15 protein-coding genes, 1 tRNA gene and 1 pseudogene are annotated in these 14,791 nt (G+C 61.9%); 13 read left to right on the forward strand and 4 right to left on the reverse strand.

The annotated features are described in order from the left end of the window. The first annotated feature begins 128 nt into the window (after nt 1–128). The 10 genes and pseudogenes from IVB22_RS31350 to IVB22_RS41530 form a co-directional block, all read left to right on the forward strand. Nucleotides 129–1,340, forward strand: coding sequence for an NAD(P)/FAD-dependent oxidoreductase (locus IVB22_RS31350; protein ID WP_247521034.1), 1,212 nt, complete (start codon nt 129–131; stop codon nt 1,338–1,340). 34 nt (nt 1,341–1,374) lie between these two features. Continuing rightward, nucleotides 1,375–2,646: an aromatic ring-hydroxylating dioxygenase subunit alpha gene (locus tag IVB22_RS31355; RefSeq protein WP_247521035.1), complete on the forward strand. Its 1,272-nt coding sequence runs from the start codon at nt 1,375–1,377 to the stop codon at nt 2,644–2,646. Between the two features lie 17 nt (nt 2,647–2,663). Beyond that, a complete protein-coding gene (locus tag IVB22_RS31360; RefSeq protein ID WP_247521036.1) occupies nt 2,664–3,149 on the forward strand; it encodes an aromatic-ring-hydroxylating dioxygenase subunit beta in 486 nt (161 codons plus the stop codon). A gap of 13 nt (nt 3,150–3,162) precedes the next feature. Continuing rightward, the gene (locus IVB22_RS31365) at nt 3,163–3,924 is read left to right on the forward strand and encodes an SDR family oxidoreductase (RefSeq protein WP_247521037.1); all 762 of its coding nucleotides are present in this window, start codon (nt 3,163–3,165) and stop codon (nt 3,922–3,924) included. A 9-nt stretch (nt 3,925–3,933) separates the two neighbouring features. After that, nucleotides 3,934–4,248: a non-heme iron oxygenase ferredoxin subunit gene (locus IVB22_RS31370; RefSeq protein ID WP_247521038.1), complete on the forward strand. Its 315-nt coding sequence runs from the start codon at nt 3,934–3,936 to the stop codon at nt 4,246–4,248. Nucleotide 4,249: 1 nt separating this feature from the next. Further along, complete coding sequence (locus IVB22_RS31375; RefSeq protein WP_247521039.1) at nt 4,250–4,933, forward strand: TetR/AcrR family transcriptional regulator; 684 nt, start codon at nt 4,250–4,252, stop codon at nt 4,931–4,933. Further along, complete coding sequence (locus IVB22_RS31380) at nt 4,930–5,808, forward strand: VOC family protein (RefSeq protein WP_247521040.1); 879 nt, start codon at nt 4,930–4,932, stop codon at nt 5,806–5,808. Before IVB22_RS31375 ends, IVB22_RS31380 begins: the two co-directional genes overlap by 4 nt. A gap of 17 nt (nt 5,809–5,825) precedes the next feature. Continuing rightward, nucleotides 5,826–6,686 (forward strand): VOC family protein, encoded by an 861-nt coding sequence (locus tag IVB22_RS31385; protein ID WP_247521041.1) that lies wholly within the window; start codon nt 5,826–5,828, stop codon nt 6,684–6,686. 48 nt (nt 6,687–6,734) lie between these two features. Beyond that, on the forward strand, nt 6,735–7,514 hold the full coding sequence (locus IVB22_RS31390; RefSeq protein WP_247521042.1) for an SDR family oxidoreductase: 780 nt from the start codon (nt 6,735–6,737) through the stop codon (nt 7,512–7,514). A gap of 326 nt (nt 7,515–7,840) precedes the next feature. Beyond that, nucleotides 7,841–8,105: pseudogene (locus IVB22_RS41530) on the forward strand (winged helix-turn-helix domain-containing protein); the annotation flags it as partial. A 167-nt stretch (nt 8,106–8,272) separates the two neighbouring features. Here IVB22_RS41530 and IVB22_RS31400 read toward each other — a convergent pair. Beyond that, nucleotides 8,273–8,347: transfer RNA gene (locus tag IVB22_RS31400), tRNA-Gln, on the reverse strand. A 287-nt stretch (nt 8,348–8,634) separates the two neighbouring features. Here IVB22_RS31400 and IVB22_RS31405 point away from each other — a divergent pair. Together IVB22_RS31405 and IVB22_RS31410 are read left to right on the forward strand one after the other, a co-directional pair. Then, nucleotides 8,635–10,416, forward strand: coding sequence for an acyl-CoA dehydrogenase (locus IVB22_RS31405; RefSeq protein WP_247521043.1), 1,782 nt, complete (start codon nt 8,635–8,637; stop codon nt 10,414–10,416). A gap of 240 nt (nt 10,417–10,656) precedes the next feature. Further along, nucleotides 10,657–12,009, forward strand: a complete 1,353-nt coding sequence (locus IVB22_RS31410; protein ID WP_247521044.1) for a hypothetical protein — start codon at nt 10,657–10,659, stop codon at nt 12,007–12,009. 132 nt (nt 12,010–12,141) lie between these two features. Here the strand turns inward: IVB22_RS31410 and IVB22_RS31415 are convergent, their stop codons facing one another. The 3 genes from IVB22_RS31415 to IVB22_RS31425 form a co-directional block, all read right to left on the reverse strand. Beyond that, on the reverse strand, nt 12,142–12,486 hold the full coding sequence (locus IVB22_RS31415; RefSeq protein ID WP_247521045.1) for a GcrA family cell cycle regulator: 345 nt from the start codon (nt 12,484–12,486) through the stop codon (nt 12,142–12,144). Between the two features lie 124 nt (nt 12,487–12,610). Further along, nucleotides 12,611–13,750, reverse strand: a complete 1,140-nt coding sequence (locus IVB22_RS31420; protein ID WP_247521046.1) for a hypothetical protein — start codon at nt 13,748–13,750, stop codon at nt 12,611–12,613. Then, nucleotides 13,747–13,938: a hypothetical protein gene (locus IVB22_RS31425; RefSeq protein WP_247521047.1), complete on the reverse strand. Its 192-nt coding sequence runs from the start codon at nt 13,936–13,938 to the stop codon at nt 13,747–13,749. The genes IVB22_RS31420 and IVB22_RS31425 overlap by 4 nt, the downstream gene beginning before the upstream one ends. Before the next feature lie 506 nt (nt 13,939–14,444). Between IVB22_RS31425 and IVB22_RS31430 the strand changes: the two genes are divergently transcribed. Next, nucleotides 14,445–14,660, forward strand: a complete 216-nt coding sequence (locus IVB22_RS31430; protein WP_213289303.1) for a hypothetical protein — start codon at nt 14,445–14,447, stop codon at nt 14,658–14,660. Nucleotides 14,661–14,791: the final 131 nt, after the last annotated feature.

The following is a 14,791-nucleotide window of genomic DNA, read 5'->3' on the forward strand; positions in this document are numbered from 1 at the left end:
ATTCCGCAGGCTTCGCTGCGATCTTACTTTACAAGCAGGTTGGACTGTTTTTATTATGCTTGCAATCGAAGAATAATGTCGGCCGCGGCAATCCGCGCCAGGGGACGGAAACGGACGAGAACCGAACATTGTCGGCTCCAATCGAAAACATCGTGATTGCAGGTGCGGGCCAGGCTGGCGGCCGCGCCGCGGAAGCCCTGCGCGCAAAGGGCTTTCAGGGCGCGATCACGATGCTCGGCGAAGAACGGCATCCGCCCTATGAGCGGCCGCAGCTCTCGAAGGAAATGCTTCACGCGCCGGAAACGCCCGTTACCTATATCAAGCAGGCCGGCGACTGGCACGACAAGTTGGGGATCCGGCTCGAAACCGGTGCGGCCGTAACCGATTGCGATGCCGATCGCCGGACCGTGTCGACCGCGGACGGCCGCTCGTTCGCTTTCGACCGCTTGCTGATCGCGACCGGGACGCGCCCTCGCCGCTTCGCAGCGATCGAGAACTGCGGGCTTGACGTTCAATACCTCCGCAATGTCGAGGATGCGCTGCGCTTCCGCAGGTCGATCCAGCACAAGTCACGAATCGCGATCGTCGGCGGCGGCGTGATTGGGCTGGAAGCGGCCTGTGCAGCGGCGATGATGGGGTGCGCGGTCACCGTGATCGAAAGCGAACAGCGCCTGCTGGCACGCGCGTTTCCGACCCTTGTCAGCGATCTCGTCGCGGCAAAGCACCGGAGCCACGGTGTGGATTTCATCTTCGGCACGACGGTAAGCGGTGCAAGTTCGAACGGCGTGACGCTCCGCGACGGCCGCGAGATCGCCGCCGATATCGTGCTGGTCGGCATTGGCGTCGAATCGGTACCGACAGTCGCTGATAGCCTTGGGCTGCCGTCGGCCACGGGAATCGCGGTTGACGCCAACGGCCATACCGCGGCGCCCGGCGTGTTTTGCGCAGGGGACGCGGCGCTGCAATGGAGCCGCTGCCATGGCCGTGCGATCCGGGTCGAGACCTGGGCCAATGCGCAGAACCAGGCGATTTCGGTCGCCGCCAACATGATCGATGGGGCAAGCGAATATAACGACCCGCCCTGGTTCTGGACCGATCAATACGACCTGAACATCCAGGTCACCGGCGACATGCTCGACAGCGATCACATCGTTCGTGGCGACACGCGTTCGGGAAAGTTCTCGGTGATCGCAATGCGCGGTTCGGACGTGGTCGGCGCGCTGTCGGTCAATGCCGCCAGGGAAATGGCTATGCTGCGGCGCGTGATCGCGGCGAACAAGCGCCCCGCCCGCGCTGACCTGGAGTCACCTGCCTACGATCTGCGGACCGCCTTGAAATGAAAACAAGCAAAGAACCTTTTCGGGAGAGACAGCAATGATGGCGTTCCAGCGGATGAACACCGCGCTCATGATCGACGAATCCAGGAAGATCTTCAAGGTTTCGCGCCAGGCCTTTGTCGACCCCGATATTCTGGAAGCCGAACGGACGCAGATATTCGACAAATGCTGGCTTTACCTCGGCCATAGCTCCGAACTCGCCAAGCCCGGCGATTTCGTCACCCGTCAGGTCGGCGGCCGAAATATCCTCTTCGCACGCGACGGCAAGGGCAATCTCAAGGCGATGCTGAACACCTGTCCGCATCGCGGAGCGCAAGTCTGCCGCGAAAAACACGGCAGCGCCAAATCCTTCCAATGCTTCTATCACGGCTGGGTGTTCGGGCTGGACGGAACGCTGCGCAGCCAACCGGGAGAGACGTCTTACGCTGAGGATTTCAAGGAGCGTTCGACCTCCAATATGCAGCAGGTTCCGCGCTTCGAGAGTTATCGCGACTTCAATTTCATCTGTTTCGACAAGGACGTCGAGAGCCTCTCGGACTATCTCGGCCCGGTCAGGGAATATCTCGACGTAATCTGCGACCAGGCCGAAGCCGGGATGACCATCGTCGGCGGCACGCAGGAATATTCGATGCGCGCCAACTGGAAACTTCTGACCGAAAACAGCATCGACGGCTATCACGCACTGACGACACACGCGACCTATCTGGACTATCTGAAGTCGGCGACGGGGGCACTGGCCCAGGTCGCATTCGAGGGTTCGGCCCGCGATCTCGGCAAAGGGCATGCCGTGCTCGAATACAAGGCCCCTTGGGGCCGCCCGGTTGCGCAGTGGATTCCTTCCTGGGGTGAGGAAGGAAAGCGCGAGCTTTCGCGCCTCTATGACGGCCTGCTCAAGCGATTTGGGAAAGAACGAGCCGACCGCATCGCCACCTTCAATCGCAACCTGTTCATCTTCCCTAACCTGGTGATCAACGACATCATGGCGGTGACGGTGCGGACCTATTATCCCGCCGCGCCCGATTTCATGAATATCAGCGCCTGGGCCCTCGCTCCCAAGGAAGAGACCGATTGGGCGCGGAAGTACCGGCTGTTCAACTTCCTCGAATTCCTTGGGCCCGGCGGTTTTGCGACGCCCGACGACGTCGAGGCGCTCGAACAATGTCAGCGCGGCTTTCGCAACTCCGCCGAAGCACAGTGGAACGATATTTCGAAGGGCATGGGCAAGGAAAACCCGTCCTACGACGACGAGTTGCAGATGCGCGCGTTCTGGTCGAACTGGAACGAACACGTTTTCAGGGTGCCGGCATGAGTGACGGAGTAACGGTCATGCAATCCATAGCTCGCACGGAAGTCGAGGATTTCTTGTTCGCCGAAGCCGAATTGCTCGACGAGTGGCGCCTGCCGGAATGGCTGGAGCTGTTTACGGACGATGCGATCTACTACGTCCCGGCGACCGATCTCGCCGTCGATGCCTCGCCGGACAACAATTTGTTCTATGTCGCCGATGATCGCTTCCGGCTTAGCGAGCGAGTCAAGCGCTTGATGAAGCGAACCGCGCATGCCGAATTCCCGCATTCGAGGACACGTCACCTCGTCAGCAACGTGCGAATCCGAAAACAGATCGGCAACGATCTGGAGATCAGTTCGGCCTTCATCACCTATCGTACCAAGGATGGCGTGACCGATACCTATTTCGGCAGCAATCGATATCGGCTGGTGCCGGGCAACGGCACGTTCCGGATTAAGGAAAAGCGCTGCCTTCTGGACAGCGAGGGCCTGCGCGCGCAGGGCCGCGTCAGCATCATTCTCTGAAGAAATGACGGAAATGGACAAGAAACTCAGGGATAATGTGGCCATCGTCACCGGTGCGGCGAAGGGCATCGGCCTTGCGATCGCCGAGCGGCTGGCAAAGGACGGCGCCAGGCTGGTGCTTGCCGATCTCGACGAGAGCGGACTGCAACAGGCCGCTGCGCATCTCAGCAAGGCGTTCGGCGCGGAGGTCGCGAGCCATGCCGGCGATCTCTCCAATCAAGAAGTAGCCGAAAAGACCGTCAATCTGGCGAGCCAGCGGTTCGGCCGCCTCGACATTCTCGTCAACAACGCCGGTGGCGGTATCATCAAGGCCTTCGCCGAGCATTCGCCGGAAACGCTGAAGACCACGATCGACCGCAATCTGTGGACCGTCTTGTGGTGTTCCTGGTATGCGGTTCCCAGGATGCGCGCGCAGGCTTACGGCCGCATCATCAATCTTGGTGCCGACTCCGTCCGTAACGGTTTGTGGGATCACGCCGCCTATAACGCCGCCAAGGGAGGCGTTCACGGTCTCACGACCGGCATGGCGCGCGAATTCGCGAAGGAGGGCATCACCGTGAACACGGTGGCCCCCTGCGCAGTGAACACGCCGCAGATGGTGGCGATCACTAAGAGCAACCCTGCGCTCGCCGCCAAATTCGTCAGCGTCATCCCCATGGGCCGTCCGGCCGAGATGGAGGAAGTCGCCTCGATGGTCTCCTATCTCGCTTCCGCCGAAGCCTCGTTCGTGACCGGACAGGTCATCAGCGTCAACGGCGGCAGCACCATGCTCTAGGTTTTTGCAATGGGTGAAACAGTCGTGCTCTGTGCGGCCAGCGAAGTGGTCGAAGGTGAAATCCGGCAGGCTCCCCTGCCCGATGGAACCAACGTTGCCTTATATCGGGTGGACGGGGCGATCTACGCCACCGCAGATATGTGTACCCATGGCGAAGCATCGCTGGCGGAGGAAGGCATCATCACCGGCAAGACTGTCGAATGCACCTTTCACTTCGGCACGTTCGACGTGACCACCGGCGAGCCCACCGGGATGCCCTGCGAAATAGCGTTAAAGACATATCCCGTCACCATCGTGGACGGAAAAGTTCAGATCGAGGTTTGACATGGCCAACCGACCCGACCGCGTCCCAGCTCCGCTGAAATCTGCCCGCCGTACGCTCGGAACAGCGCGGCGGCGAACCCAGGCCGAACGCACCGAGGCAACCCGCACGCGAATCCTGAAGGCTGCATCGGAGCTCATTCGCCGGCGCGGCTACGCACGTTTTCGAACCGCCGATGTCGCCGCCGAGGCGGGATTGTCGCGGGGGGCGCAACTTCACCATTTCCCGACGAAGGATTCGCTCGTCGTCGCCACGCTGGAATATGTGTTCGAGCAGGCTCAGATTGTAAGCCGCCGCCGCGCCGCCGCCGTCAACCGGCCGCGCGACCTGATCGAGGCCGTCATCGAAGACGCCCGCGAATTCTTCTTCAGCGAGCACTTCATGGTGGCGATCGACATTGTGCTGTCGACCTCGACCGACCAGGCCGTCCGCAAACAGATCCTCGACATCTCCCGCAAGGCCCGCCGTCCGGTCGAGACAGCCTGGACCGAGGCGTTGGCGGCGAGCGGCGTCCCGGCCTCAGTCGCAGCCGACATCGTAGCGCTGACACTCAGCGTCGTCCGCGGCATGGCGCTGCGCACGCTGTGGGACAACGATCCAAAATGGTTCGACGAGCTGTTCGCGGTCTGGCGGCGGATGATCAAGATTTTCCTCGAGCACCAGCATCCGAAGGCGCGCACGCGATGAACAACGGCCGCGCGACTCCACTGATCAATTCGGTTTGCTACGTCCGCCTCGCGGTCAGCGAGCCCAGCGCCAGTGCGCGCTTTGTATCCGACATCTTCGGACTGCAGCGCATCGCCGATCAGGACGGTGAGATTGCCTTTCGTTCGGACGATCGCTTTCGCACGGTAAGCCTCGGCAAAAACGCCACGGATAGTGCAAGCGTTGGAATAGAAGTCTGGGACGATGAGGCCCTGAAGGAAATCGGTCGACGTTTACGTGAGGCCGGCTTTACGGCCAACGAGGCCACCGCCGGCGAGTGCCGGCGCCGCTACGTCCAGTTAGCGCTGCTGGCCGAGGATGCGTCGGGCAACCGGATTGACCTGGTGGTCCGGCCGACCCGAAGTGGACGGCGCTATTTTCCCGCGCGCGATGCCGGCATCGTCGCGTTTCACGGCGTTGGCCTCCGCACCACCGATCACGCGCGCGACCTCGTGTTCTGGCGTGCCCTCGGCGCCGAGGTCAGCGACTGGGTCGGTGATATCGCTTACCTAAGAATCGACGGGCTGCATCATCGCGTTGCGCTCTATCCATCGAAACGCAGCGGGGTTCTCTATGCGGCCTTCGAGGTCGAGGCGCTCGATCAGATCATGCAGAACAGCTACTTCATGCAGGAAAGCCAGACCAGGATTGTTCAGGGCCCCGGCCGCGAACCGGCCTCGCACCAGATGTTCCTGCACGTCGAGGGGCCCGACGGTCTGATCTTCTCCTATGTGAATGGCATGGCGAAGCTCGATGAAAAGCCGCGGCTGGCGCGACAGTTTCCGCTCACCTCCACATCGCTCTGCGACTGGGGCAGCGAAAGCAAGGATGTACCGGAACTGGGCGCACCGGTGTAGATGGACAGGAGAGCAACATGATTCAGCTAAAGGACGTGAGCTACGTTCGCCTCGGTTCGCCTGATCTCGAATCTGCCGAGAATTTTGCCACGACCTGCCTCGGGCTGCAGATTGCCGAACGCGGCAAGAAGGATCTCTATCTCCGCTCCGATGCGCGCGCACATACGCTGTGCTATTCCGAAGGCGATCCTAATGGTCAGACCGTCGGCTTCGAGGTCGAGGATGAGGCGAGCCTGCAGGAGGCGGCGTCAACGCTGGAGTCGCTCGGCCACGCCGTCCACGCGGGTTCCACACATGAAGCCGAGCAGCGCAAGGTGAGAGCCTTCATCGGCTTTCGCGATCCGACCGGTAACCACATTGAACTCGTGGTGCGGCCCGAACGAAGCGGCCGCCGCTATTTTGCCAGCCGCGACGCCGGGATCACCGGCTTCAGCCATATTGGACTGAATTCCACCGATCCCGCACGCGACGAACGGTTCTGGACCCAGGTGTGCAACGCCCGCGTCAGTGACCGCATCGGCGACATCCCGTTGATGCGCGTCAACGCGATCCATCACACGATCGCGCTTGTGCGGGCACCGAAGGCTGGCATCCAGCACATCAATCATCAGGTGGAGAGCAGCGACGATGTGCTGCGCTCCTATTATTTCCTCAGTGAGCGCCGCGTTCCGATCGTGTTCGGCCCGGGACGGCATCCGACGTCAGGCGCGCGCTTCCTATACTTCAAGGGTCCCGACGGCATGATCTTCGAATATTCCGTCGGCGTCGACGAAATCGAGGATGAAGCCACGCACCGGCCACGGCAGTTCGGGTTCGAGCCGACAAGCTTCTGCATGTGGGGCTCGAAGCCCGCCGGTATGGCCTTGCCGAACAACTGAACATTGCGACGGCCTCACTGCCGCGCGAAGTGAACAAGACGAGGACGCATGGATCTGGGATTGAAGGGGCGCACGGCAATCGTGTGCGCGGCAAGTCAGGGCCTTGGCAAGGCCAGCGCCATGTCTCTCGCCCGCGAGGGCGTCAATTTGGTCATCGCCGCCCGGCGCGGCGACGTACTGGCGCGCGCGGCCGACGAAATCGCTTCCGCAACTGGAAATCGACCGAAAACGATCATTGCCGACGTAACCACGAAGGAGGGCCGTGATGCCATTCTCACCGCCTGCCCTGCCCCCGACATCCTCGTCAACAATGCTGGCGGACCGCCACCTGGGGATTTCCGCAAGTTCGAGCGCGACGACTGGATCAAGGCGCTCGATGGTAACATGCTGGCGCCGATCGCCCTGATCAAGGCGACGCTCGACGGCATGATTGCGCGCCGGTTCGGCCGTATCGTCAACGTGACGTCGCATGCGGTGAAGGCACCTGTCGCGATGCTCGCGCTGTCCAATGGCGCCCGTACCGGCCTCACCGGCTTCGTCGCAGGGCTCGCGCGTTCGGTAGCCGAGCACAATGTGACGATCAATAACCTGTTGCCCGGCACCTTTGACACCGACCGGCTGAAGTCGAATCTGGCAGCATTAGCGAGGAATTCCGCGCGCGATATCGGCGCGGTCACCGAGGAAATAAGGATCGCAAACCCAACCAAGCGGTTCGGGCATCCGGACGAATTCGGCGCGACATGCGCGTTCCTGTGCTCGGCACAGGCCGGCTATATCACCGGGCAAAACATCCTGATCGATGGCGGCGCCTATCCCGGCACATTCTGATCACAGCTCCGCTGCGGACCGGTCCCGCCCTCGGGATCGTACCAGGCGTAGGTGTAGTTGATGATGCCGAACACGCTCAGACGTCCGCGCCGTCCTGATCGCCGGCAATGGACCGAACTTCACAGTCGGTGGCGACCTCGGCCTGTTTGCGGGCACCGCACGTCGTCAACGGAGTGAACTCCTAACCCTCGCAACGGTCAACAATGACCGCCATTCGGGCGGTTACAAGATGACCTTGAGATTCGAAAGCTTCTGGCGCGCTACATGAAGGGCAAGGATTTGTGCAGCTCGCTTCGAGGTGTGCCGAAGTACGCGAACGGATTGCGGTGGTCGATCCGGACGGTGGCAATATCGAACTCACAGGCGCCGAGTTTTGATCTGCTCCTGACCTTTCTCACTCGTCCCGGCCGCGTGCTCTCACGAGACCAATTGCTCGATCTGACGCGGGGGCGCGATGAAGACGTCCTGGACCGCTCGATTGATGTGCTGGTCAGCCGCCTACGACGCAAACTTTCGGACGGCGGCGCAACTGCCATGTTCAAGACTGTCCGCAATGGCGGCTACCAGTTTGCCACCAAGGTCACTCATTAGATAAACACGCTTCGTGCTAAGGTTGACCTGTGTCTAATGACGTCGATCATCGCTGTCCTCGCTTTGATCACGTATGCGTTAGACGCGCGCACCTAAGTTCGATGAGGGCAGCAAAAGCGTTCAGAAGAAGCGCCGGAACAAAGTGCGATTAGACGAGCAATATCAACTGGCTGGGGCGGGAGGGATCGAACCTCCGAATGGCGGAATCAAAATCCGCTGCCTTACCGCTTGGCTACGCCCCAACGGTCCAAAGCCGAACGCGCCGGGGCGATGACCCTGCGCGAACCGGTTCGGACAACGCCGGTCTATAGAGGGACTTGAGCCATTTCAACAGGCTGGAATCCCAAATTTTGTCCGAAATTTGCTCCCCGGAAGCATGACCCTTTATATATATTGGGACCGCACACACGAAATCCCCGGCCGGTTTCACGCCCCTGCCGCGGCCCAATACCGCCGATCGAAGAGTTGAGACAACCCCGGTTTCGTGGGAATACGGCAGCCCATTTCCCGTCAAAGCGAGATTTTCGTCATGACCTACCGCGCGCCGATTTCCGACATCCTGCTCGCGCTCAACCACGGCGCAGGCCTGCAGGCGGCCGTGAAGGCCGGCCACTACGGCGATTTCGACGGCGACATCACCGCGGCCGTGCTGGAGGAAGCCGGAAAATTCGCCGGCGACGTGCTGGCCCCGCTGAACAGAGTGGGCGACGAACACGGCATCAAGCTTGGGGACAACAAGGTGACGACCGCGCCCGGCTGGCCCGATGCCTATCAGCGCTGGATCGCCGCCGGGTGGAACGCGGTGTCGGGCCCGGAAGCTTTTGGCGGCCAGGGCCTGCCGATGGCGATCAACGCGGCCTGCACCGAAATCTGGAGCGCCTCGAACATCGCCTTCGGCCTTTGCCCGCTGCTGACGCTCTCCGCCATCGAAGCGCTCGATGCCCATGGCAGCGAGGAGTTGAAGCAGATCTATCTGGAGAAACTCGTCTCGGGCGAATGGACCGGCACCATGCAGCTCACCGAGCCGCAGGCCGGCTCCGATGTCGGTGCGCTGCGCACCCGCGCCGAGAGCGCAGGCGACGGCAGCTATCGCATCAAGGGCACCAAAATTTTCATCACCTATGGCGACCATGACATGACCGATAACATCGTGCATTTCGTGCTGGCCCGCCTGCCCGATGCGCCCGCGGGCACCAAGGGTATTTCGCTGTTCCTGATTCCGAAATTCATGGTCAATGCCGACGGCTCGCTCGGCGCGCGCAACGACATCTATCCGTCCGGCGTCGAGCACAAGCTCGGCATGCACGCCTCCCCCACCTGCACCATGACGATGGGCGATCACGGCGGCGCCATCGGTTACCTGATCGGCGAGGAAAACAAGGGCATGCTCTGCATGTTCACGATGATGAACCAGGCCCGCCTCGGCGTTGGGCTGGAGGGCGTCGGCATTGCCGACCGCGCCTACCAGCAGGCGCTGGCCTTTGCGCAGGAACGCAAGCAGGGCCGCGCCGTCGGCAAGAAGGGCGACGGGCTCGACCCGATCATCGTGCATCCCGACGTCAAGCGCATGCTGCTACAGATGCGCAGCATGACGGCCGCGGCGCGCTCGATCTGCTACGCTACGGCTGTCGCGCTCGACATTTCCGTGCGTGCCAAGGACGCCAAGGTGCAGGCTGATGCCGCCGCGCGTGGCGCACTGCTGACGCCGATTGCAAAGGCCTTCTCCACCGATATCGGCAACGAGGTGGCGTATCTCGGCGTGCAGATCCACGGCGGCATGGGCTTCATCGAGGAGACCGGCGCCGCGCAGCATTATCGCGACGCGCGCATCACCACGATCTACGAGGGCACCAACGGCATCCAGTCGATCGACCTCGTGACGCGCAAGCTTGCCGCGAACGGCGGCGCATCGGTGTGGGCTCTGATTGATGAACTGGGCGGCATCGTCAAACAGGTCGAAACGTCGAACGATCCCGCCTTCGGTACCACTGGCGCCAAGCTGCGCGACGCGCTCGGCTCGCTGGAGCGCGCCAGCAAATGGCTGTTGGAGCGCGTGACGTCTGCACCGAACGACGCACTCGCCGGCGCCACGCCTTATCTCCGTTTGTTCGGTTCAACGCTCGGCGGCTGCATGCTGGCCGGCGAAGCACTGGCCGCCAAGAGCAATGGCGAGGCCGGCGATCCGCAGCGCTACGTGACGGTGGCGCGGTTCTTTGCCGAGAACATCACCGTGCAGGCGGGATCGCTGGAGCAGACGGTGACGGACAGCGCCGATGCCGTGAACCGCGCCGATGCGGTGTTGCTGGGGTAACGGCGGATTGCGCTTCGCTGATCTGCCCTACGAGCCGAATACGCGGGGTCGTAGGCCGGCGTCGCAGAATGGCACAGCAAGTTCCATGCAACGGCGCGTGGCATTGAAGCAACACTTCAAAAAAATGGACGATCCCGTAGTGTCCGGCCGTTGCGCATTCATTTCGCAGTGCGAACAATAAGCGCCGTCGCGTGCTTGGCTATGTAATCAGGCTCATGCGGAGCCTTGGGAGGCCGGATCATGGACCCATGGCGATTGGCAACGAAGGCGCAGCGCCGAATCAATTTCGTCGCGGGCTTGGCTCTTACGAGCTGTGCTCTCGCCTGGCTCACAGGCTTCGGTTCGGCTTCCACCGAGCACATCAGCGCTTCCGTCGAAAACGCCGGCGCGAAGTCAATCGTGGAACGCCACGAACCAACTCTCATCGCAAGCACCGAGCCCACGGCCATACCGCAGGCGACCGTAGTAGCGAACGCCGCCATCGGCGATGTTGAGACGGCAACGGCCGCCGAATCCGCGCCGCAGAAAGCCACCGACACGACGGCAAGCCGGGATGAGCCGAAGACTTTTATCGTGGCCGCGCTGCCGGATTCGTCGCAGGTGGTTCCGCCCGAAGCACCGTCCGCCGAGCGCGCGCAGGCGAGCACGCCTGATCCCGCGCCAGAGAAGGCCGCCGATACGACGGCAAGCCTGGATGAGCCGAAACCTTTTGTCGTCGCCTCAACCGATCCGTCGCAGGTGTTTTCGCCCGAGGAAGTCACAACGGCGCCCGACAATGCCCTGCCGGCCGTGAGCACCATCGAAATCAATGAGGAATGCCTGGTCGCGGAGATCTGCATCGATCGGTACCTTTGGGCGCTCTACGAACGGGCGCCCAAGATCGATGCCATCAAGGTGCATGAGCGGAGGAAAGTGACGGTCAAGCGGAAGGGCAAGACGGTGACTGTCACCAGGACCTTTACCAGGCGTGTCGACGAGGAGTTCGGCTGGAAGGACCCGAAGGCGGCGGAAAAAGTCGGCATGACGATGATGGACTACGTGATCGGCGGCATGGATCGCAGTTTCAAGATAAAGCTCTTTCATACGCTCCACGCGGCCGAACAGGCCGGACTGCAGCCAGGCATCACCAGCGCGTTCCGCGATGACTACCGTCAATCGATCGCAACCGGGCTGAAGGCTGCAACCGACAGATCCTACCATGGCGGGAGCACCCGTGGCGGCTATGGCCGCGGGCTTGCGGCCGATATCGTGAGCGTCAAGGGCGCGACCCGAGGCCAGCGATGGGTCTCCACCGAAAAGCTCTGGAAGTGGATCGACGACCACGGCAAGGAATTTGGCATCGGGCGGCCGTATCTCAATAGGGATCCGCCGCACGTAGCGCCGATCGACGGCAAGGAATATGCCTCTCGCCGCGGCGGAGCGAAAACGCAAGACGCGGAAGCGAAAACGAAAACTCGCGTGGCGGAATCGACTGTCAGGAAGGGCAAGCGGCTGGCTGCTCGAGGCGAACACAGCACCGCCAAACGCGCGCGAACCGTAAAATTGTCCAAAGGCGCGAAAACCGCAAAACTGTCCAAGGGAAGGACCATGTAGCCGGTCCGAGCACGCCCTTCCCGCACATGGCGGGAGGGCTGCAAGCCCGCCTCCCCTCCGCTCCCGTCAGGAGTTGGTCAATCATACCAATCCGCTCGCATACCGATCCTATCGGCCAGGCGGCACCAAGAGTCAGCCCGTATTCCTGACTGCATTAGCCAGCATGGCGTAAAGCTCACGCTTGGTGAATTCCCTGGTTGGCGTCGCGGACGGCTTGGGCTTAGACACCTTGGGCTTCGACACCACCCTATCCACCGGCTGGGCACAGGCTGCCGCCAACGCCGGCCTTCGTGTCGGCACGGCAACGATCTTGGGGTTGGCCGTCGGTGGCTTGTGACCACGCTTGTGGCCCATGCGCTTCAGCTTGGCGCTCACGGCGTTGCGGCTGTAGCCCAGCCGACTTGCGATCTGACCGGCACTGTGGCCCGCGGCCCAGAGTTCTTTGAGCAGTGCTACGTCTTTCGCATCCCAACTCATGGGAGATACTTATACGCCGAATGTCGGCAATAGGCGAGTCGTTGCTGAACGTGCTTCGCCGATGGTTCATCTCGTCGTTAATGCAGCCATCACTGACTTGGAAGTTGGCTACAGCGGCCGGCTCTTACCTCGGGTCACGAGTTCGCGAGCCAGCCGCCGCGACCGTCAAGGCGATCGCTGCGGGATCGCAGCAGAGCACCATCAACAATATCAGCCATCGCACCGCGTCTTCGGGCGCGGCGCCGACCATCATCGCGAGATATTGGATCGGGCCCGCGGATGCCTCGACGCGGGAACGTTCACCGGCCAGCGCTGCGCGTTGCGCCTGCAGACCGACCAGCGTTGCCGTTGCCGCCTGCCGCTGCGTATCCAACCCGTCCCGCGTCGCACGCTCCTGCGTGGCGATGTTGATCGCCCGAGTCACCCGGCCGCGCCGTGTCGACTCGTCGACGGCCCGGTCGATTTGCGCGATGCGGTTGGCCAGGTCGGCAACGTGAGCCGTTTGCGCCGTGACGCGGGCGTCGATCGCCTCAATGCGCTCGGTGACGCCGGAACGCGACGAGACCGCGACGCTGACATGCGCCTCGACCAGCTTGCCGAACACACCGGCAGCGTTGATGAGCGCGAGGCCGGCAACGAGGGCCATCATGACCGAGCGCATTTTCCAGTTGGTCCGGGCCCAATGCGCGGCCAGCCATCCGGCGATCACGAGCTTGCCGGCTTCCATGGTGGCGGCGAGCACCATGACCGCAACCGGCGCGCCGGGAAATATCTCGGCCATGCCCGCGACTGAAAAATAGGCCGCCACCGTCGCCAGTGCGAGCGCTGCAAGAAGCGCAAAGGCGCGGCTGGTGCGTGCGCGTTCCGGCGTGGCTGGAACCGGCTCCGGCACGGTGGGTGCGAGGGAAACTGTCAGCGGCTCAAGCGGCGCGTTGGGCGGCTCCGGCTCGCCATCGGCCTCGGCGATCTTGGCCTCGGTCGTCTTTGCCTCGGTCGTCTTGGCCTTGGCCGTCCTGGCTGCCTTAGCCTTGGCGCCTTTGGCGGCCTTTGATGCCGGAGAGGCGCGGCCACGCTTCGTCGCCGGCAACGGCGCCTCGCCAGATGATTCAGCGCCGACGTCTTCCGCAGGTGCCGCCACTAATCGAGGCGTGCGATTTGAGGCATTGGCCCAGGCGTCAAGCTGATGCCTGATGCGCATAGCATCGCTGTCACCCTCCGTCAGTTCGGTCGCGGAGATCGCTTGCGTGGTTGCTCGGCCTGTCATGTGGCACCCTGCCTCGTAACGGCAAAAGCCAGCTTCTCCTCGGCGAAGAACTGGAGTGTGCCATAACCTTCCGTGTCGACGGCATATCTAAAGCTTCCGTCAACGGTCGGAAACACTGCAACAGCCGTGCCCGACTCGTGATCGTTGGCTACATTTTCGACTTGCTCGCCAATCGCAAACTTCGACACCGAAAACTCCTTTCCGGATTCGTCGATGCGATTATATCTCGACGAGCAGGCCGTAGCTTCTTAACGATGCCCCTTCCGGAAATTAGGACGATGGTTGTTGCACGAATGTCTCATTCTGCTCGCGGAGGGAACCGCTCTACACGTGGAGCGCGAAACCAGCATGGCGCGATGTCCGTGCGCGACTTCTGCCGCTGCGAGCGTCATCGCGAGCCCGGACGGCGCAATCCAGAACTGTTGCAGCCTTAAGACAGTCGCGACCATTCCGGCACGGTCCCGTAGTTCTACGTTTTGCGAATCGTCCATGCACGCCCCTACTCTCAGCACAATTCGCATTCCCCTGGCGTTGCTGGTATCCGTCCCGCGCAAACAAGCACGGCTACGGAGGGGTTGCGTATTTGCAGGTCAATTCGCGTAAGGGAGCGTCCAAAAAAACGGCGTGCACCAATGTTGGCATGAACCCTGCATTGGCTGAACGAAGTGGATATTCCTTATCAACGAAGGTCGCCATGCTCGTTACTCTCGTCGCCGTTCTCTGCAACAGCCAGCTCTGTCTCGAAAAAGTCGTCACCACCAGTGACCAGTCCGGCATCACCATGAGCGCCTGCGCGGTCAACGCGCAGATTGGAATTGCCGACTGGCTCGCCAAGGGGCCGTATCGCGAGTGGCGATTGCAGCGATACAAGTGCGTGCTTGGGAAGTACGTTCCGAAGAACGAAGCCTGAGCTGCAAGCCAACTCACGCTGGCACGGTTCTTCGCCTGATATAACGAATTTGTTTGCGTGAACGTTCGTAAACATGACCTCGCCTTCTCGCGGCGCATAGCGCCCGAGGTTTGCTGAAATTCCTTCCCTCA

Origin of the sequence: Bradyrhizobium sp. 190, assembly GCF_023073415.1 — a bacterium.
Lineage (GTDB): Bacteria > Pseudomonadota > Alphaproteobacteria > Rhizobiales > Xanthobacteraceae > Bradyrhizobium.